The 20,417-nt window shown below is 71.1% G+C and carries 13 protein-coding genes; all 13 read left to right on the top strand.

The genetic code is table 11. The features are described 5' to 3' along the window. Positions 1-5 precede the first annotated feature (5 nt). Complete coding sequence (locus tag ACWDD9_RS19375; RefSeq protein WP_449812137.1) at positions 6-497, top strand: NUDIX domain-containing protein; 492 nt, start codon at positions 6-8, stop codon at positions 495-497. 139 nt (positions 498-636) lie between these two features. Then, positions 637-3,396 (top strand): SpoIIE family protein phosphatase, encoded by a 2,760-nt coding sequence (locus ACWDD9_RS19370; RefSeq protein WP_380780016.1) that lies wholly within the window; start codon positions 637-639, stop codon positions 3,394-3,396. Positions 3,397-3,624: 228 nt separating this feature from the next. After that, positions 3,625-6,225 carry a SpoIIE family protein phosphatase gene (locus ACWDD9_RS19365; RefSeq protein WP_375874154.1) on the top strand — a complete coding sequence of 867 codons (2,601 nt, stop codon included), beginning with the start codon at positions 3,625-3,627 and terminating at the stop codon, positions 6,223-6,225. 93 nt (positions 6,226-6,318) lie between these two features. Further along, on the top strand, positions 6,319-8,130 hold the full coding sequence (locus ACWDD9_RS19360) for an ABC transporter family substrate-binding protein (protein WP_449812136.1): 1,812 nt from the start codon (positions 6,319-6,321) through the stop codon (positions 8,128-8,130). Positions 8,131-8,483: 353 nt separating this feature from the next. Then, positions 8,484-10,388: a translational GTPase TypA gene (gene typA / locus ACWDD9_RS19355; protein WP_049654883.1), complete on the top strand. Its 1,905-nt coding sequence runs from the start codon at positions 8,484-8,486 to the stop codon at positions 10,386-10,388. Between the two features lie 431 nt (positions 10,389-10,819). After that, positions 10,820-12,463, top strand: coding sequence for a peptide ABC transporter substrate-binding protein (locus ACWDD9_RS19350; RefSeq protein WP_380777417.1), 1,644 nt, complete (start codon positions 10,820-10,822; stop codon positions 12,461-12,463). 140 nt (positions 12,464-12,603) lie between these two features. After that, a complete protein-coding gene (locus ACWDD9_RS19345; RefSeq protein WP_049654878.1) occupies positions 12,604-13,530 on the top strand; it encodes an ABC transporter permease in 927 nt (308 codons plus the stop codon). Further along, positions 13,523-14,467, top strand: a complete 945-nt coding sequence (locus ACWDD9_RS19340) for an ABC transporter permease (RefSeq protein ID WP_082345928.1) — start codon at positions 13,523-13,525, stop codon at positions 14,465-14,467. Before ACWDD9_RS19345 ends, ACWDD9_RS19340 begins: the two co-directional genes overlap by 8 nt. 20 nt (positions 14,468-14,487) lie before the next feature. Further along, positions 14,488-15,537, top strand: a complete 1,050-nt coding sequence (locus ACWDD9_RS19335) for an ABC transporter ATP-binding protein (protein ID WP_049654875.1) — start codon at positions 14,488-14,490, stop codon at positions 15,535-15,537. Beyond that, positions 15,530-16,546: an ABC transporter ATP-binding protein gene (locus ACWDD9_RS19330; protein ID WP_049654872.1), complete on the top strand. Its 1,017-nt coding sequence runs from the start codon at positions 15,530-15,532 to the stop codon at positions 16,544-16,546. The genes ACWDD9_RS19335 and ACWDD9_RS19330 overlap by 8 nt, the downstream gene beginning before the upstream one ends. A gap of 203 nt (positions 16,547-16,749) precedes the next feature. Further along, positions 16,750-18,375, top strand: a complete 1,626-nt coding sequence (locus tag ACWDD9_RS19325) for a peptide ABC transporter substrate-binding protein (RefSeq protein WP_049654867.1) — start codon at positions 16,750-16,752, stop codon at positions 18,373-18,375. Between the two features lie 115 nt (positions 18,376-18,490). After that, complete coding sequence (locus ACWDD9_RS19320) at positions 18,491-19,417, top strand: ABC transporter permease (RefSeq protein WP_049654864.1); 927 nt, start codon at positions 18,491-18,493, stop codon at positions 19,415-19,417. A 76-nt stretch (positions 19,418-19,493) separates the two neighbouring features. After that, positions 19,494-20,408, top strand: coding sequence for an ABC transporter permease (locus tag ACWDD9_RS19315; RefSeq protein WP_074001556.1), 915 nt, complete (start codon positions 19,494-19,496; stop codon positions 20,406-20,408). Positions 20,409-20,417 lie beyond the last annotated feature (9 nt).

Genomic DNA, 20,417 nt, shown 5'->3' with positions numbered 1-20,417 from the left:
GGCCCATGGACGCGACCCACGACCCCACCCCCGCCGACGCCCCCGCCGCCCCGCCCCGGATCGTGGTCGGCGGTGCGCTGGTCCACCGCGGCCGGGTGCTCGCCGCCCGGCGCAGCGCGCCCGAGGCGGTGGCCGGCCGGTGGGAGTTCCCCGGCGGGAAGGCCGAGCCGGGGGAGACCGAGGCGCAGGCGCTGGAGCGGGAGCTGCTGGAGGAGCTCGGCGTCCGGGCGCGTGCGCTGGTCCGGCTGCCGGGCGCGTGGGCCGTGCGCCCCGGCCTGGAGCTGCGCTTCTGGGCCGCCGAATTGCTGTCCGGCGAGCCGCGCGCACTGCAGGACCACGACGCGCTGCGCTGGCTGGGCCCGGACGAGCTGGACGCCGTGGACTGGATCGACCACGACCGTGACGTGCTGCCGCACGTCGCCCGGCTGCTCGCGGGCGCCCCGGCGGGCGCCGCCGACAGCGCGTCGGCGGTGGGCGACGCGCAGTCCGCCGGGTAGGTCAATCGGACAAGACGACCCGGGGGCCGGGATAGCCTGGATGCTGCTGGGTATGTCACTTTTCGGCACTATTCGTCACCATCGGTGAGCCGTCCCCAGCCGGCGACGCCGATCCCGACCAGAGCCGGAGGCCCCGTCGGTGTCGAGTACCGGGAACGGCGGCGGGGGAGAGCGGCGGGCAGGCTCCGCGGGGAGCGCCGCCGCCCGCGCCCGACTGCGCCGCGCCGCCCGTCCGGCCGCCCCCCAGTCGCCGGCCGCCCGCCGCCGGGGCACCGTCGAGGCCCCCGACACCGCGCGGCCCGACACCGTACGGCCCGACCAGCCGGCGCCGACCCTGGCGGTGGCCGAGCCGGGCACCCGGGGCGGCCTGCGCGGACGCCCCGCCCGGCCCTTCCCCGGCGGTCCGGCCGATGCCACGGGCACCCCCGGCACGCCCGCCGGCGGCAGCCTGCTGGACATGCTCAAGGTCGCCATCGCGATCCTGGACACCGCGGGCCGGGTGGTGCTCTGGAGCCCCGCCGCCGAGGAGCTGCTCGGCTGGCCGAACGAGCTGCTGGTCGGCCGCCGGATCGAGGAGCTGATCCCCGACCGGGAGCAGGTCGCCCGGATCCGGGGCGCGATCCAGGACACCCTGCGGCACGGCCGCTGGGCCGGCTACGCCGAGCTGCGCGACCGGGACGGCGCCCCGGTCGCCGTGGACGCCCGGATCTCCCTCCTGGTGGACGGCGACGGCACCCCGTTCCTCCAGGTCAACATGGCCGAGGCGGCCGCCGTCCAGGCCGTCGAACGGGACCTCGCGGTGCGCGACGCGCTGTTCGAGCAGTCCCCGCTGGGCATCGCCATCATGGACACCGGCCTGCGCTACACGGCCGTCAACCGGACCCTCGCCGAGATGAACGGCGTCGCCCCGGACGACCACGTCGGCCGCACCACCGGCGAGACCCTGCCGGAGCGGGCCGCCGACGAGATCACCGCCATCCAGCGCCAGGTGCTGGCCACCGGCGAGCCGGTCATCGACGTCACCCTGGCCTCCCCGGTCACCACCCGGGCCGGCTACCGCTCGATCTCCTACAGCCGGATGACGGACCGCTCCGGCCGGGTGCTCGGCATCTCCGGCACCGTGATGGACGTGACCGAGCGCTACCGGGCGGTCGCCAAGGTCGAGCACGCCCGGCGCCGGCTCTCGCTGCTCAACGAGTTCGGCTCCCGGGTCGGCGACCTGCTGGACGCCTCCCGGATCGCCCAGGAGCTGGCCGGCTCGGTCGTCCCCCGGCTGACCGACCACTCGGCGGTGGTCCTGCTCCAGGCCGTCGCGCACGGTGACGACCTGCCCCGGCACGGCCACGACCGGCGCACCTCGCTGCTCCAGCTCGGCACCGCCTCCGTCCAGGACGGCCCCGAGGTGGACGTGATGCTGCGCCGCGGCGCCCGGATCACCTTCGCCGAGGAGTCGGTCTGCGGCCGGGTGCTGCGCACCGGCGTGCCCGAGCTGCTGTCCGGCGCCGACCAGCTGGACGACGTCACCTACCCCGGAGACCCGAAGATGCAGGCCGCCCGGGACCTGGGCGTGCACTCGATGCTGGTCGTGCCGCTGCGCGCCCGCGGCATCGTGATCGGCCTGCTGCTGGTCAGCCGGGCCGGCTACCGCGAGGGCTTCGACCGGGACGACCTGGCCTTCACCGTCGAACTGGCCGACCGGGCCGGCAGCTCGCTGGACAACGCCCGCCTCTACGCCCGCGAGCGCACCGCCGCGCTCACCCTCCAGCGCACCCTGCTCCCGCAGCAGGTCCCGCAGCCCACCGGCGTCGAGGTCGCCTACCGGTACGTGCCCGGCAGCAGCGGCACCGAGGTCGGCGGCGACTGGTTCGACGTCATCCCGCTGCCCGGCGACCGCACCGCGCTGGTGGTCGGCGACGTGATGGGCCACGGCCTGCGGGCCGCCGCCACGATGGGACGGCTGCGCACCGCCGTCCGGGTGCTGGCCGCCCTCGACCTGCCGCCGGACGTCCTGCTGCGGCACGTCCACGAGCTGGCCGACGACCTCGCCCAGGGCCCGGACGAGGCGCTGCTGGCCACCTGCGTCTACGCGGTCTTCGACCCGGCGACGGCCCGGCTCACCGTCGCGAAGGCCGGGCACATCCCGCCGGTGCTGGTGGTGCCGGGCGAGGACGCCGCGGAGCCGACCCGCACCGGCGGCCCGCTGCCCGGCGGCGCCGGCCGCATCCTCGACCTGCCCTCCGGTGCCCCGCTCGGGGTGGGCGGAGTCCCGTTCGAGTCGGTCGAACTGAAGATCCCCGAGGGCAGCCTGCTGGCGCTGTGCACCGACGGCCTGGTCGAGTCCCGGGACAAGGACCTGGACGTCGGCCTCGGCCGGCTGGTCACCGTGCTCCAGGGGCCGCACGCCTCCATCCAGGCCGCCTGCGAGGCGGTGCTGGACACCATGGAGCAGGGCCGGGAGCCGGACGACGTCGCGCTGCTGCTGGCCCGGCTCGGCCACGGCCAGGCCGGCACCCCGACGGTGGGCTGGACCCTGCCGGCCGAGCCCACCGCCGTCTCCCGGGCCCGCCGGCTGGTCCGCGCCACCCTCGTCGAGTGGGGCGTCGAGGAGCTCACCGACACCGCCGAGCTGCTGGTCAGTGAGCTGGTCACGAACGCCATCCGGTACGCCAGCGCCCCCATCGGGGTGCGGCTGACGCTCGGTGAGACGCTGCTGGTCGAGATCTCCGACCCGCTGCCCGACCCGCCCCGGGAGCGGCACGCGGCCGAGGCCGACGAGGGCGGGCGCGGTCTGGAGCTGGTCCACCGGCTGGCACTGCGCTGGGGCGCCCGGGCCGAGGGCATCGGCAAGGTGGTCTGGTTCGAGCAGGCGCTGCCGGGTAGTGAGCCCGATGGATCGTGAGCGGAACGAACAGCAGGGGAGCGGGGTCGCATATGCCATCGGGCGCTCAGGGGGAGCGCGCGCTCCGGAAGGGGGCGCGAGCGTGGCATTGTGGTTGCGCGGGCGGTAGGACAAAAACCTTCGCCCGATCTGATGTTGTGATGTTGAGGGCGTGTGAACGTACCCCTCGATGATGAATACTCGGTCTTCTCGACATCCGGACGGTCGCGGGTTGGAGGGGTCGGTCCGTTGAACAGCACTCCGGCGCGGAGCGTGTCGCCGAGCAGCAGCGGTCATGCCGCTGTACCCGGGCAGGCCGGTTCCGCGCACCTGTCCGTACCGGACGGCGCGGTCGCCGGGCGCGGCCACCACCCCGTCGCCGAGGACCGCGCCTGGGGCGCCGGCGACCCCGGCTCGATCTACGACTACATCCGGGTCGCCACCTTCGCGATCGGCCCCGACGGGCGGATCAGCCAGTGGAGCGAGCGCGCCGCCGAGTTCTTCGGCATCCCGGCCGCCGAGGCCGTCGGCGCCGACCCGGTCACCACCTTCGTCCCCCGCGAGCTCTGGCAGCGCGGCCGGGCCCGGCTGGAGCGCACCCTGGCGGGCGAGGAGTGGGTCGGCACCACCCCGTACCGGGACGCCGACGGCGGCGAGGGCCTCGCCGAGCTCTACCTGATGCCCGACAGCGCCCTGCCCACCGCGGGCGCCACCTGCCTGGCCGTCGACCTCGGGCGGCTGCGCCGGATCGAGACCGACCTGGCCGCCTCCGAGGCCGTCTTCGGGCAGACGCCCACCGGCTTCGTGCTGTTCGACGACCGGCTGCGGCTGCAGCGGGTCAACGACGCCTTCGCCTCCGGGATGGGACTGGTCCCCACCGACCTGGAGGGCCTCACCCCGCACGACCTCTTCCCGCCGTCCGAGGCGGACCGGCTCACCGCCGCCCTGCGCAAGGTCGTGGCCACCGGCGAGCCCGTCTTCGACCTGCGCTTCCACGGCGCCGTCCCGACCCGCGAGGGCAACCGGCTCTGGGCCGTCTCGCTGTACCGCCTGAACGGCTCCGCCGGGCAGACCATGGGCGTCGCCGGGCAGGTCTCCGACGTCACCAGCCGGCACGTCGCCGAGCGCGAGGCCGACGGGGTGCGCCGCAACCTGGCCCTGCTCAACGAGGCCAGCGCGCACATCGGCTCCACGCTCGACCTGGAGACCACCGCCAAGGAACTGCTGGACGTCGTCGTCCCGCCGTTCTGCGACCTCGCGACCGTCGACCTCTACACCGCGCTGCTCTCCGGCGAGACCGTGCCCAGCGCCGGCCGGCTCGGCGACACCGTGCTCACCGACGGCAGCGGCGAACTGCGCCGGGTCGCCGTCTCCAGCGTGGTCGGCGGCGCCTCCTCGGTGCTCGGCTCGGTCACCGGCCTGCCGATCGCCGAGGCCGGCGGCACCCTCTGCTACCCGCGCCGCTCCCCGCACGCCCGGGCGCTGCGCACCGGCCGCAGCGTCGTCCCCGAGCCCGGGCGCGACCCGCTGCTGCGCTCCACCCTGATCGTCCCGCTGGTCGCCCGCGACCAGGTGCTCGGCCTCGTCCAGCTCTCCCGGGCGATCGGCAGCGAGCCCTTCGACGCCCGCGACGTCGCGATCGCCGAGGAACTGGTCGCCCGCGCCGCAGTCTGCATCGACAACGCCCGGCTCTACCGGCGCGAGCACGAGCGGGCGCTGATCCTCCAGCGCAGCCTGCTGCCCCCGGGCAACCCGGCCGCCAGCGGCCTGGAGATCGCCTGCCGCTACCTGCCCAGCAACAACAACACCGAGGTCGGCGGCGACTGGTTCGACGTCATCCCGCTGCCCGGCAACCGCACCGCGCTGGTCATCGGCGACGTGATGGGCCGCGGACTGCGCGCCGCCGTCGCGATGGGCCAGCTGCGCACCGCCGTCCGCACCCTGGCGATGCTCGACCTCGACCCCGCCGAGGTGCTCGGCGCCCTGGACGAGATCGCCCGCGGCCTCGGCGACGACTCGGTGCCGGCCGGCCCGCCCACCCCGTACGGGCGGCTCACCTCGACGGCCGACGAGGAGGCCCGCGAGGTCTACCTGGCGACCTGCGTCTACGCGGTCTACGACGCCGTCACCCGCCGCTGCGTCTTCGCCAACGCCGGCCACCTGCCGCCCGTCCTGCTCAGCCCCGGCGAGAGCTCCCGGATGCTCGACGTGCCGCCCGGTCTGCCGCTCGGCGTCGGCGGCGAGCCCTTCGAGGAGGTCGAGCTGACCCTCCCGGACGGAGCCGTGCTCGCGCTCTACACCGACGGCCTGGTGGAGAGCCGCAAGCACCAGCTGGACGAGGGCCTGCGGGCCTTCCGCTCCGCGCTCTCCGACGGGGGCAAGGGGCTGGAGGACCTCTGCGACCACGTGCTCGGCGAGCTCAACCCGCACCACGGCGAGGACGACATCGCCCTGCTGATGGCCAAGGTGCACGCCTTCCCCGAGGACGCCGTCGGCAACTGGTTCCTGCCGCCCGAGCCCACCTCGGTGGCCAAGGCCCGCGAGCTGGCGTGCAGCTGGCTGCTCGCCCGGGGGCTGGACGAGCTGGTCGACACCACCGAGCTGCTGGTCAGCGAGCTGGTCACCAACGCGCTCAAGCACGGGCGGGGCGAGATCCGGCTGCGGCTGCTGCGCGAGCGCGGCCTGGTCTGCGAGGTCTGGGACGACGGCTACGCGCAGCCCCGGCAGCGGCGCGCGCAGGAGACCGACGAGGGCGGGCGCGGCCTGCAGTTGGTCAGCCTGCTGGCCGAGCGCTGGGGCAGTCGGCGCACGCCCAAGGGCAAGATCGTCTGGTTCGAGCTCGGGCTGTAACGGCCCGGAGCGGTGGGCCGGACGGGTGCAGTCGCCCGGCCGCCCGCCGTGTCGGCACGGGCCGGGCGCCCTGCGCGGCGTTCGATGGCCGCCATGCGCGTCCGCCAGCTCACCGCCGCAGCCGCCGCGCTGCTGCTCGCCGCCGGTCTCGGCGGCTGCTCCGACGACCCGGGCCCCGCCCGCACCCCCGCCGCCGTGCCCGCCCCGGCCGAACCCACCGCCACCACCGGGGGCGTCGGGCCGGTCGACCGCGCCGCCGTCCGGGACGGCGGCACGCTGCGCTGGGCCCTCGACCGCGTCCCGGCCACGCTGAACGTCTACCAGGGCGCGGCGACCGCCGACTCGGCGCTGCTCGCCCACGCGCTGTACCCCTCGCTGTTCCGGCCCGACGAGCACGGCCGGCTCGCCCCCGACCCGGACTACCTGGAGGGCGCCGAGTCCACCCCGCCCGGGCAGTCGCCACAGGTGGTGACGTACCGGCTGAACCCGCGCGCCGTCTGGAGCGACGGCACCCCGGTCTCGGCCGCCGACCTCGACGCCCAGCGGACCGCGCTGTCCGGCCTGGACCCCGCGTACCGGGGCGGGCGGGCGGCCGGCTACGACGCCGTCGAGTCGGTCGCCCCGGGCGCCGACCCGCACGAGGTGCGGGTGACCTTCCGGCGGCCGTACGCGGAGTGGCGCTCGTTGTTCGGGCCGCTCTACCCGGCCGCCGAGACGGCCACCCCGGCCGACTTCGACCGGGCGCTGACCGGCGGCGACCGGCCGAGCGCCGGGCCGTACACCCTCTCCCGGTACGACGCCGAGGGCGGGACGGTCACCGTGGTGCGCAACCCGCTCTGGTGGGGCGAGCCGGCGAAGGCCGACCGGATCGACTTCCTCGCCTCGCCGCCCGAGCAGCGGCTGGACGCGCTGGACCAGGACCGGCTGGACGTCGCCCCGCTCACCGCGGCGGTGGACCGGGCGGTGCCGGCCCCGGCCGCCGATGCCTCCACCGCTCCCGCCTCCGCCTCACCCTCCGTCGCGCCGCCGCCCGAGGCCGCGCCCGAGTCGGCGGCGCTGGCGCTGCGGCGGGCCGAGTCGCTGCCCGGCGTCACCGTGCACCGGGCCGCCGCAGCCTCGCTCACCCAGCTCACCCTCAACGCCGAGCGCGCCCCGCTGACCGACCCGCTGGTGCGCCGGGCCCTCACCCGGGCCGTCGACCGGCAGCGGATCGCCGCCGCCGCGCTCACTCCGCTCGGCCTGCCCGCCGCACCGCTGGGCAGCCACCTGCTCGCCGGCGACCAGGAGGGCTACCGGGACAACAGCGGCGCGGTCGACCAGGCGGACCCGGGCCTGCTGCTGGACGAGGCGGGCTGGATGCGGCCCACCGGCGGGGGCGTCCGGAGCAGGGGCGGCAAGCCGCTCTCCCTCTCGCTGCTGCTCCCGGCCGGTTCGGCGACCGCCAAGCGCACCGCCGACGCGCTCACCGCCGGCCTCGGGGACGCCGGGATCGCGGTGCGGCAGGTGCCCGTGCCCGCCGAGTCCTTCGTCGGGGAGCACCTGGCGGCCGGGGACTACGACCTCGCGCTCTTCTCCCGGCCGGTCGGCCCCAGCCCGGCGAGCGAACAGCGCCCCGCCTACGCCAAGCCCCGGCCGGATCCCGACGGCGTGCCGGACCCGGGCGGCAACTTCGGCCGCGGCGGCACCGAGGAGATCGACCGGCTGTTCGACCGGGCGGCCGCCGAACCGGACCCGGCGGCCCGGCTCGACCTGCTCCAGGAGGCGGACGTACGGATCTGGCAGCTCGGGCACTCGGTGCCGCTCTACCAGCGGCCGGAGCTGGTCGGGGTCCGGACCGGGGTGGTCGGCGCGGGCGCGTACGGCTTCGGGTGGCCGCGCTTCCAGGACGTGGGCTGGGGCGGGTAGGGCTTCCCCGGCGGGGCGGCGCACGGCGTCGGCGGACGCCTCCCGGAGACCGCTCCGGGGGCGTCCGCCCGGTGCGTGGGCCGGGCCGTCGGAGCACGAACGGAAGGGGGCCGGAGCCCGGTCGCCGGGTGGCCGCCGTGTGATCCGCCTGTGATCTTGATCCCCTGCGACCTGCTCGTTTCTGCTCACCTGGGCGCTTCCCCGTACGATAGGAGGAAGCCGAGGCATGTCGATATGCCCGGCGGGTGGACCGGTAGTAGCAGGCGGAACGGGTGGCAGCGGCCGAAAGGGCCGCAAGTGCGCGTCTCGCGGCCGGGCGCCGTAACCCACGATTCCGGGAGAATCCGCTAGGCATGCCCACGCGCAACGACATCCGTAACGTCGCCATCGTCGCCCACGTCGACCACGGCAAGACCACGCTGGTCGACGCCATGCTCAAGCAGGCCGGCGCCTTCGCAGCCCACCAGCAGCTCGATGACCGGATGATGGACTCCAACGACCTGGAGCGCGAGAAGGGCATCACCATTCTCGCGAAGAACACCGCGGTCAAGTACCACCCCAAGGATGGTGGCGCGCCGATCACCATCAACATCATCGACACCCCGGGCCACGCCGACTTCGGTGGCGAGGTCGAGCGCGGTCTGTCGATGGTGGACGCGGTCGTCCTCCTGGTCGACGCCTCCGAAGGCCCGCTGCCGCAGACCCGGTTCGTGCTCCGCAAGGCGCTCACCGCCCGCCTGCCCGTCATCCTCTGCATCAACAAGACCGACCGTCCGGACTCCCGGATCGACGAGGTCATCAACGAGACCTACGACCTGTTCCTGGACCTGGACGCGGACGAGGACCAGATCGAGTTCCCGATCGTCTACGCCTGCGCCCGTGACGGCGTCGCCTCGCTGACCAAGCCGGAGAACGGCACCGTCCCGGCCGACAGCACCAGCCTGGAGCCCTTCTTCTCCACCCTGCTGGAGCACGTCCCGGCCCCCAGCTACGACGAGGACGCCCCGCTCCAGGCCCACGTCACCAACCTGGACGCCGACAACTTCCTCGGCCGCATCGCGCTGCTCCGCGTCGAGCAGGGCGAGCTGCGCAAGGGCCAGACCGTGGCCTGGATCAAGCGTGACGGCTCGATCCAGAACGTCCGCATCTCCGAGCTGCTGATGACCGAGGCGCTCACCCGCAAGCCGGCCGAGGTGGCCGGCCCCGGTGACATCTGCGCCGTCGCCGGCATCGGCGAGATCATGATCGGCGAGACCCTGGCCGACCCGGAGAACCCGATCGCGCTGCCGCTGATCACGGTGGACGAGCCGGCCATCTCGATGACCATCGGCACCAACACCTCGCCGCTGGTCGGCCGTGGCGGCAGCGGCAAGGGCGCGGACGCCAAGGCCGGCGTCAAGGTGGACCGCAAGGTCACCGCCCGCCAGGTGAAGGACCGCCTGGACCGCGAGCTGATCGGCAACGTCTCGCTGCGCGTGCTCGACACCGAGCGTCCGGACGCCTGGGAGGTGCAGGGCCGCGGTGAGCTGGCGCTGGCCATCCTGATCGAGACCATGCGCCGCGAGGGCTTCGAGCTGACCGTCGGCAAGCCGCAGGTGGTCACCAAGCAGGTCAACGGCAAGACCCACGAGCCCGTCGAGCGCCTCACGGTGGACGTGCCCGAGGAGCACATGGGTGCCGTCACCCAGCTCATGGGCATCCGCAAGGGCCGGATGGACAACATGTCCAACCACGGCTCGGGCTGGGTCCGGATGGAGTTCGTCGTGCCGTCCCGCGGCCTGATCGGCTTCCGTACCGAGTTCCTCACCAACACCCGCGGCACCGGCATCGCGCACTCGATCCACGAGGGTCACGAGCCGTGGTTCGGCAACCTGACCACCCGCAACAACGGTTCGCTGGTCGCCGACCGGGCCGGTGTGGTCACCGCCTTCGCGATGACCAACCTGCAGGAGCGCGGCGTGCTCTTCTGCGAGCCGGGCACCGAGGTGTACGAGGGCATGATCGTCGGTGAGAACTCGCGTGCCGACGACATGGACGTGAACATCACCAAGGAGAAGAAGCTCACCAACATGCGCTCGGCGAACGCCGACGTGGCCGAGTCGATCGTCCCGCCGCGCAAGCTCTCGCTGGAGCAGTCGCTGGAGTTCTGCCGCGAGGACGAGTGCATCGAGGTGACCCCGGAGACGGTTCGCATCCGTAAGGTCGTCCTCGACCAGAAGGACCGCGGTCGCACCGCCTCGCGCGCCAAGAAGGCGTGATCCGGACGCACTGAACGGCCATTGGCCGGAATGATTCGCCCCCCTTTCCCATGGAGAGGGGGGCGAACTTTTTCAACTACTCCAAGTTGTCGGGGCCGCTATTCACGGAATAGCGCTCATCACACCCAGGTGTCCGCTGAGCGGACGTGACAGTTCGTCATCCGTGACGACTGTCCGTTTGGTGCCTGTCTGGCTATGTCTCAAATGTCCGGTTTTCGAAACTTACCGACTGTTCATGTGACCTAATTGAGATCGTCACTGGTCACTTTCGTGTCCGTGCGTGACGGATAGTGGGTGCAGTCAGGCTCGGGTCAAGGGTGAACGCGCAGGGGTGCGCGCCGAAACCACGAGCGCGGACGGCACAGCGGGTCCGGTGGGAACCGTTCCGCAGTGCCCTCCTCGTTGCAACGTCGAATTCAGGAGGCACACCGATGCGCGGTGCGAGCCAGGCCAAGTGGGTTGTCGCAGCTGTTGCTGTCGCCCTCGCTGCGACTGCGTGCAGCAGCAGCGACTCCTCCGGGGGCAGCTCCGACAGCGCTGCGGTCGACCCGGGCGCCAGCTTCAGCTACCAGAGCGCGGAGCCGCAGCGCCCGCTCCAGCCGGCCAACGCCATGGAGAACCAGGGCGGCCGTATCGTCAAGCAGCTCTTCAAGGGCCTCGTCGACTACGACCCCGCGACCGGTGCGCTGCGCAACCAGGTGGCCGACAAGATCGAGACCACCGACGCCAAGAACTACACCGTCACGCTGAAGTCCGGTTGGACCTTCCACGACGGCACCCCGGTCACCGCCAAGTCCTTCGTGAGCTCCTGGAACTGGTCGGCCAACCCGAAGAACAACCAGATCAACTCGGACTGGTTCTCCGACATCGTCGGCTACGACGCGGTCCACCCGGACAAGGACAAGGGTGACCCGACGGCCACCGAGATGTCCGGTCTGAAGGTCGTCGACGACACCCACTTCACGATCGAACTGTCCACCCCGGTCTCGTACTTCACGTACAAGCTCGGCTACTCGGCCTTCTTCCCGCTGCCCGAGGGCTTCTTCACCGACCCGGCCGGCTACGGCCAGAAGCCGGTCGGCAACGGCCCCTACAAGTTCGTCTCGTGGGAGCACAACAAGGCCATCACGCTGGCCGCCTACGACAAGTACACGGGCATCGACAAGCCGAAGAACGGCGGCGTCGTCTTCCGGAACTACACCGCCGGTGAGGCCGCGTACAAGGACCTGATGTCCGACACCCTGGACGTCCTGGACCAGGTCGACTCGACCGACCTGCCGAAGTACAAGGACGACCTGGGCAAGCGCGCGGTCGACCAGCCGCAGGGCGCCATCCAGAACATCTCCTTCGCGCTGTACCAGGGCGACTGGAACGCCCCGGGCAAGGAGAAGGTCCGTCAGGGCCTCTCGATGGCGATCGACCGCGACACCATCACCAAGACCGTGCTGAACGGCAACCGCATCCCCGCCGACTCGTTCGTGGCGCCCGGCGTCATGGGCTACAAGGCCGGCACCTGCGGCGACGCCTGCAAGTTCAACCCGGAGAAGGCCAAGCAGCTCATCACCGAGGGCGGCGGCGTTCCCGGCGGCAAGATCACCATCCTGTACAACTCCGACGGCAGCCACAAGGAGTGGGTGGACGCGGTCTGCAACTCGATCCGCCAGTCGGTCGGCGTCGAGTGCCTCGGTGACCCGAAGCCGGACTTCAAGACCTCGCGTGACCTGGTCACCAGCAAGCAGGTCCAGAGCATGATGCGTACCGGCTGGGTGCAGGACTACCCGCTGAACGCCAACTTCCTGCGCGACGTCTACGGCACCGGTGCCGCGGCCAACGACGGCAGCTACTCCAGCTCCGAGTTCGACAAGCTGTCGAAGGAGGCGGACGCCGCCACCACGGTCGAGAAGACCGCGGAGTACTACCAGCAGGCCGAGGCCGTCCTGGCCAAGGACATGCCGGCCATCCCGCTCTGGTACTACAAGACCAGCTCCGGCTACTCCAAGAACGTCCAGAACGTGAAGTTCAACTCCTTCGGCGACCCGGTCTACACCGACGTCGAGGTCAAGAAGAAGAAGTAATCGGTCGGCACCGCCTGACCCGGTGACAACGGCCGGTGCCCGTCCATCCCCACAAGGGCGAGGACTGGCACCGGCCGTTGGCACGCCGACTTATCTCTTGCCGGGTTGACGGGCCCGGCAGAGTCATACATGGAGGCACGATGGGGCGCTTTGTCGCAAGGCGACTGCTCCAGATGATCCCGGTGTTCCTCGGAACGACCGCACTCATCTTTTTCATGGTGCACTTGTTGCCCGGTGACCCGCTGGCAGCGCTGTGGGGCGACAAGGCGCCGGACCCGGTGCAGCTCGCCGCGCTGAGGCACCAGCAAGGCTTCGACAAGCCGCTGGTCCAGCAGTACCTCGACTACATGGGGAAGCTGTTCACCGGTGACTTCGGCACCGGCCTGGACGGACGCCCGGTGCTCGACAAGATCACCGAGGCGCTGCCGGTCACGGTCCAGCTGGCGCTGTTCGCGTTCGCCATCGAGATCGTGCTCGGCATCGGGATCGGCCTGTACGCCGGTCTGCGCCGCGGCAAGCTCTTCGACAAGGGCGCCCTGGTCATGACCCTGCTGCTGATCTCGATCCCGGTCCCGGTGCTGGGCTTCATCGTTCAGACGGTCTTCGGGCAGAACCTGAAGTGGGTCACCCCGACCGTCCAGGACAGCAACGACATCACCCAGATGGTGCTGCCGGCCGTCGTGCTCGGCTCGCTCTCGCTGGCCTACGTCGCGCGCCTCACCCGCACCTCCATCGCCGAGAACATCAAGGCCGACTACGTCCGCACCGCGGTGGCCAAGGGCCTGCCGCGGCGCAAGGTGATCGGCACCCACCTGCTGCGCAACTCGATGATCCCGGTGGTCACCTTCCTCGGTACCGACCTCGGCGCCCTGATGGGCGGCGCCATCGTCACCGAGGGCATCTTCAACGTCCAGGGTGTGGGCCACGCGCTCTACCAAGCGATCAACATGAAGGAGGGCTCGACGGTCTCCGGCTTCGTGGCCTTCCTGGTGATCGTCTACCTGGCCGCCGGCCTGATCGTCGACCTGCTTTACGCGGTCCTGGACCCGAGGATCCGTTATGCCTGACCTGACCGAGAAGAAGACCGCCGGGAAGATCCCGGCCCAGGGCGGCGCCGCCACCGCGGCCGCCAAGCCCGAGAAGCCCCGCAGCCTCGGCTCCGACGCCTGGCACGACCTGCGGCGCAAGCCGATCTTCGTGATCTCCGCGCTGCTGATCCTGCTGCTGATCGTCATCGCGATCGCGCCCGGTCTGTTCACCTCGGTGGACCCGCGGGCCGGCGACCTGCGCAACCACTACCTGACGAAGCCGAACTACGGCCACCTCTTCCAGGCGGACTGGTTCGGCTACGACCTCCAGGGCCGCAGCATCTACGCCCGCGTCGTCCACGGCGCCCGCGCCTCGATCATCGTCGGCATCTGCGTCACCGCCGGTGTGACCGTCATCGGCGGCCTCACCGGCATGCTGGCCGGCTACTTCGGCGGCTGGGTCGACACGATCATCTCCCGGATCACCGACATCTTCTTCGGCATCCCGCTGCTGCTCGGCTCGCTGGTGGTCCTGAACGCCTTCACCTCGCGCACCGTCTGGAGCGTGGTCTTCGCGCTGGTCGCCCTGGGCTGGACCCAGATGACCCGTGTCATGCGCGGTTCGGTGATCACGGTCAAGCAGGCCGACTTCGTGACGGCCGCCAAGGCGCTCGGCGCCGGCACCTGGCGGATCATGTTCAAGCACATCCTGCCGAACGCGGTCGCCCCGGTGATCGTCGTCGCCACCATCGCGCTCGGCGGCTACATCGCCGCCGAGGCGACGCTGAGCTTCCTCGGCATCGGTCTGCAGGACCCGACCATCTCCTGGGGCATCGACATCTCCTCCGCCCAGAAGGTGATCCGGACGGCGCCGTTCGCGCTGTTCTTCCCCGCCGGAATGCTGAGCCTCACCGTTCTGGCGTTCATCATGCTCGGCGACGCGGTGCGCGACGCCCTCGACCCGAAGCTCCGTTGAGAGAAGAGGTGACGACCCCGATGACCACCGTGATCGAGAACGACCAGAAGAACGACCGTCTCGAAGTTGGCACTCCTCTCCTCGAGGTGAAGGACCTCCACGTGGAGTTCCACACCCGGGACGGTGTCGCCAAGGCCGTGAACGGCGTCAACTACTCCGTCGCGGCCGGCGAGACGCTCGCCGTGCTCGGCGAGTCCGGCTCCGGCAAGTCCGTGACGGCGCAGACCATCATGGGCATCCTGGACATGCCCCCGGGCAAGGTGACCCAGGGCGAGATCCTGTACCGCGGCCAGGACATGCTCACGATGAGCAACGAGGAGCGGCGGCGGATCCGCGGCCAGAAGATCGCGATGATCTTCCAGGACGCGCTGTCCGCGCTGAACCCGGTGCTCTCCGTCGGCTACCAGCTCGGCGAGATGTTCCGCGTGCACCAGGGCGCCTCCCGCAAGGAGGCGAAGGAGAAGGCCATCGAGCTGATGGACCGGGTGCGCATCCCCGCCGCCCGGCAGCGGGTGAACGACTACCCGCACCAGTTCTCCGGCGGTATGCGCCAGCGCATCATGATCGCGATGGCGCTGTCGCTCCAGCCCGACCTGATCATCGCGGACGAGCCCACCACCGCCCTGGACGTGACCGTCCAGGCCCAGGTGATGGACCTGCTGGCCGAGCTGCAGGCCGAGTACAACATGGGCCTGATCCTGATCACCCACGACCTCGGCGTGGTCGCCGACGTCGCGGACAAGATCGCCGTGATGTACGCGGGCCGGATCGTGGAGACCGCCCCGGTGCACGAGCTGTACGCGAACCCCGCGCACCCGTACACCAAGGGCCTGCTCCGCTCCATCCCGCGCCTGGACCAGAAGGGCCAGGAGCTGTACGCGATCAAGGGCCTGCCCCCGAACCTGCTGAAGGTTCCGACCGGCTGCGCGTTCAACCCCCGCTGCGACGTCGCCACCGACCTGTGCCGCACCGAGATCCCGGCGCTGCACCACGTCACGGACAAGGACGGCAAGGAGCTCACCGGCCGCCGCAGCGCGTGCCACCTCTGGAAGGAGACCCTCCATGGCTGAGAACATCCTGGAGGTCAAGGACCTGGTCAAGCACTACCCGCTGAGCCAGGGCATCCTCTTCAAGAAGCAGGTCGGCGCGGTCAAGGCGGTCGACGGCATCTCCTTCGAGCTGAAGAAGGGCGAGACGCTCGGGATCGTCGGCGAGTCCGGCTGTGGCAAGTCCACGCTGGCCAAGGTGCTGATGAACCTGGAGCGGGCCACCTCCGGCCAGGTGCTGTTCAAGGGCGAGGACATCTCCACCCTGCAGGGCGCCGCCCTGAAGGCCGTCCGCCGGAACATCCAGATGGTGTTCCAGGACCCCTACACCTCGCTCAACCCGCGCATGACGGTCGGCGACATCATCGGCGAGCCGTTCGAGATCCACCCCGAGGTGGCGCCCAAGGGCGACCGCCGCAAGGCCGTCCAGGACCTGCTGGACGTCGTGGGTCTGAACCCGGAGTACATCAACCGGTACCCGCACCAGTTCTCCGGCGGCCAGCGCCAGCGCATCGGCATCGCCCGCGGCCTCGCGCTCAAGCCCGAGATCATCATCTGCGACGAGCCGGTCTCCGCGCTGGACGTGTCCGTCCAGGCGCAGGTGATCAACCTGCTGGAGCAGCTGCAGGGCGAGTTCGGCCTCTCCTACATGTTCATCGCGCACGACCTCTCCATCGTCCGGCACATCTCCGACCGCGTCGGCGTGATGTACCTGGGCAAGATGGTCGAGATCGGCTCGGACGAGGAGATCTACGAGAACGCCACCCACCCGTACACCCAGGCGCTGCTCTCCGCGGTGCCGGTGCCGGACCCGACGGCGCGCGAGTCCCGCGAGCGGATCATCCTCACCGGGGACATCCCCTCGCCGGCCAACCCGCCGTCCGGCTGCCGCTTCCGCACCCGCTGCTGGAAGGCGGAGGAGCGGTGCTCCGAGGAGGTCCCGCTGCTCGCGGTCCCCTCGCTGCTGGAGGGCGCGGCCGCCCACGAGTCGGCCTGCCACTTCCCCGAGGTCCGGGAGCAGGCCGCGGCCTGATCCCCCGGTAGTCGCAGGAAGGGCCCGTGGCGTTCGCGCCGCGGGCCCTTCCCGCGTTCCGCCGGTCCCACGCCGCGTCGTCCGGCGCCGCGTCAACTCGGCAGGGGGTCACCGCACCCGTCCGGGTGCACCTGACGCGCGCCGTCGCCGGGGCGCGCTTCTCATGGGGTGTGATGCGAAACACACCCTGAGGAGGGACCTCCATGCCCGTAGCCGCCCGTGCTCGTTGGGTCCTCGCCGTTGCGACCTCCGTGGCCCTGGTGGCCACCGGCTGCAGCAGCAGTAGCGGCGGAGGGGGCAGCGGTTCGTCGGACGCCGGCAAGTCCTTCAGCTACCAGAGCAACGAGCCGCAGAACCCGTTGCAGCCGGCCAACGCGAACGAGGTCGGCGGCGGTCGCATCATCCAGAACCTCTTCAAGGGGCTGGTCGACTACGACCCGAGCAACGCCAAGATCCGGATGCAGGTCGCCGACAAGATCGACACCAGTGACTCGCAGACCTTCGACATCACGCTGAAGGACGGCTGGAAGTTCCACGACGGCACCCCGGTGCACGCCCAGAACTTCGTCGACGCCTGGAACTGGGGCGCCAGCCCGGCCAACAACCAGATCAACAGCTCCTGGTTCTCCGACATCGAGGGCTACCAGGACGTCCACCCGACCTCCGGCCAGCCCACCGCGGACAAGATGTCCGGGCTGACCGTCACCGACGAGCTGCACTTCACCGTCAAGCTGAGCCACAAGGTCTCGTACTTCGAGTACAAGCTCGGCTACATCGCCTTCTCCCCGCTGCCCGAGGGCTTCTTCAAGGACCCGGCCGGGTACGGGCAGAAGCCGGTGGGCAACGGCCCGTACCAGTTCGTCAGCTGGTCGCACAACAACAACGTGGTGACCAAGTCCTTCCCGGACTACCAGGGCGTGGACAAGCCGAAGAACGGCGGCATCGTCTTCAAGATGTACACCACGTCCGAGGCCGCCTACGCGGACCTCCAGTCCAACAACCTGGACGTGATGGACCAGGTGCCGCCGTCCGCGCTGGCCACCTACAAGAGCGACCTCGGGGACCGGGCGGTGGACGCTCCGCAGGGCGCCATCCAGAACATCGGCTTCACGCTCTACCAGGCCGACTGGGCGTCGCCGGACAAGGCGAAGGTGCGCCAGGGCCTGTCGATGGCGATCGACCGCGCCACCATCACCAAGACGGTGCTCCAGGGCTCCCGCAAGCCCGCCACCGCCTGGGTGGCCGAGGGCGTCGAGGGCTACAAGGACGGCGCCTGCGGCGAGTTCTGCACGTTCGACGCGGCCAAGGCCAAGCAGCTGATCCAGGAGGGCGGCGGCGTCCCCGGCAACAAGCTGCTGATCACCTACAACGCGGACGGCGGCCACAAGGAGTGGGTCGACGCGGTCTGCAACTCGATCCGGCAGAACACCGGCGTCGACTGCCTGGGCGACCCGAAGCCCGACTTCAAGACCGCGCGGGCCGCGATCACCGGGCACACCCTCAACGGCGCCTTCCGCACCGGCTGGGTGCAGGACTACCCGCTGAACGCCAACTTCCTGGCCGACGTCTACCGCACCGGTGCCGCGTCCAACGACTTCGGCTACAGCAACCCGCAGTTCGACGACGCGGCCACCAGGGCCGACGAGGCCGCCAGCGTCGCCGACACGGTGACCGGCTACCAGCAGGCCGAGGCGGTGCTGCCGAGCGGGATGCCCGCCATCCCGCTCTGGTACTACCGCACCAACTCGGGCTACTCGACCAAGGTGCAGAACGTGAAGTTCGACTCCTTCGGCAACCCGGCCTGGACCCAGGTCGAGGTCAAGGGCTGAGCCCCGAGCCCTCGCGCCGGCCCCGCCCTCCCCGCACGGAGGGCGGGGCGCGGTCTCTCGGCCGACCGGTCCGGTCGGCCGGGCACCCAGTCGGACACCTAGGAAGGAGGCTCGGATGGGCAGTTACGTGCTGCGTCGGGTGCTGCAGATGATCCCGGTGTTCTTCGGCACCACGCTGCTGATCTTCCTGATGGTCTACACGCTGCCCGGCGACCCGGTGGCGGCGCTGTTCGGGGAGAAGGCCGCCGACCCGGCCGTGGTCGCCAGCATCAAGCACACGTACTACCTGGACCAGCCGCTCTGGAAGCAGTACCTGCACTACATGGGGAACCTCTTCCAGGGGGACTTCGGCACCAGCTTCACCGGCCGTCCGGTCACCGACATCATGGCGGACGCCTTCCCGGTCACCATCCGGCTCGCCCTGATGGCCTTCGTCTTCGAGATGATCGCGGGCCTGGCCCTCGGCCTGGTCTCCGGCCTGCGGCGCGGCAGCGTCGCGGACACCCTGGTGCTGGTCTTCACCCTGGTGGTGATCTCGATCCCGGTCTTCGTGCTGGCCTACATCGCCCAGACGGTGTTCGCCACCAACCTGGGCTGGGTCACCCCGACGGTGCAGGACAGCTACGACCTGACCCAACTGGTGCTGCCGGCCGTCGTCCTGGGTTCGCTCTCGCTCGCGTACGTGGCCCGGCTCACCCGGACGTCGATCGGCGAGAACCTGCGGGCCGACTACATGCGCACCGCGGTCGCCAAGGGCCTGCCCCGGCGCACCATCATCTCCCGCCACCTGCTGCGCAACTCGCTGATCCCGGTGATCACCTTCCTCGGCACCGACCTCGGCGCGCTGATGGGCGGGGCGATCGTCACCGAAGGCGTCTTCAACGTGCAGGGCATCGGCAACGTCCTGTACCGGGCGGTCAACCAGAAGGAGGGCCCCACCGTGGTCGGCATCGTGACCGTCCTGGTGATCATCTACCTGGTCGCCAGCCTGCTCGTCGACCTGCTCTACGCGGTCCTGGACCCGAGGATCCGCTATGCCTGACATCCACGACGAGGACTCGTACGAGCCGCACCCCAAGCCCGGGGTCTCGCGCCTCGACTACGCCGGCGAGCAGGGCATGGCGGTCGAGCAGGAGACGTTAGTCGAACCGGACGTGGTGAAGCGGGAGGAGGCCCGCAGCCTGTGGGCCGACGCCTGGCGGGACCTGCGCCGGCGGCCGATCTTCCTGATCTCGGCGGTGCTGATCGTGCTGCTGGTGGTGATGGCGGTCTTCCCCTGGGCGTTCACCTCCGCGGACCCGCGCAAGGCCGACCTGGTGAACGACTACCTCAGGCGGCCGAACTGGGGCGACGTCTTCGGGGCCGGCTGGTTCGGGTACGACGCCCAGGGCCGGTCCATCTACGCCCGGGTGGTGTACGGCGCCCGCGCCTCGATCACCGTCGGCATCTTCGTGACCGCCGCCGTCACCCTGCTCGGCGGGCTGACCGGGATGGTGGCCGGCTTCTTCGGCGGCTGGGTCGACGCGCTGCTCTCCCGGATCACCGACATCTTCTTCGGCATCCCGCTGCTGCTCGGCGCGCTGGTGCTGCTGAACGCCTTCGCCACCCGCACGGTGTGGAGCGTGGTCATCGCGCTGGGCGTGCTCGGCTGGACCCAGATCGCCCGCGTGATGCGCGGGGCGGTGCTGACCGTCAAGCAGGCCGACTACGTGGTGGCCGGCCGGGCGCTCGGCGCCGGGACGGGCCGGCTGATGTTCCGGCACATCCTGCCGAACGCGATCGCCCCGGTGATCGTGGTGGCGACGATCGCGCTCGGCGGTTACATCGCCACCGAGGCGACGCTGAGCTTCCTCGGCATCGGTCTGCAGGACCCGACCATCTCCTGGGGCATCGACATCTCCTCCGCCCAGAAGGTGATCCGGACGGCGCCGTACGTGCTGTTCTTCCCGGCCGCGGCGCTCTCGATCACCGTGCTGGCCTTCATCATGCTGGGCGACGCGGTGCGCGACGCCCTCGATCCGAAGCTTCGCTGAGCGAGGGGA

The organism is Kitasatospora sp. NPDC001119 (assembly GCF_053598475.1).
This window is presented reverse-complemented; position numbering and strand designations above follow the sequence as displayed.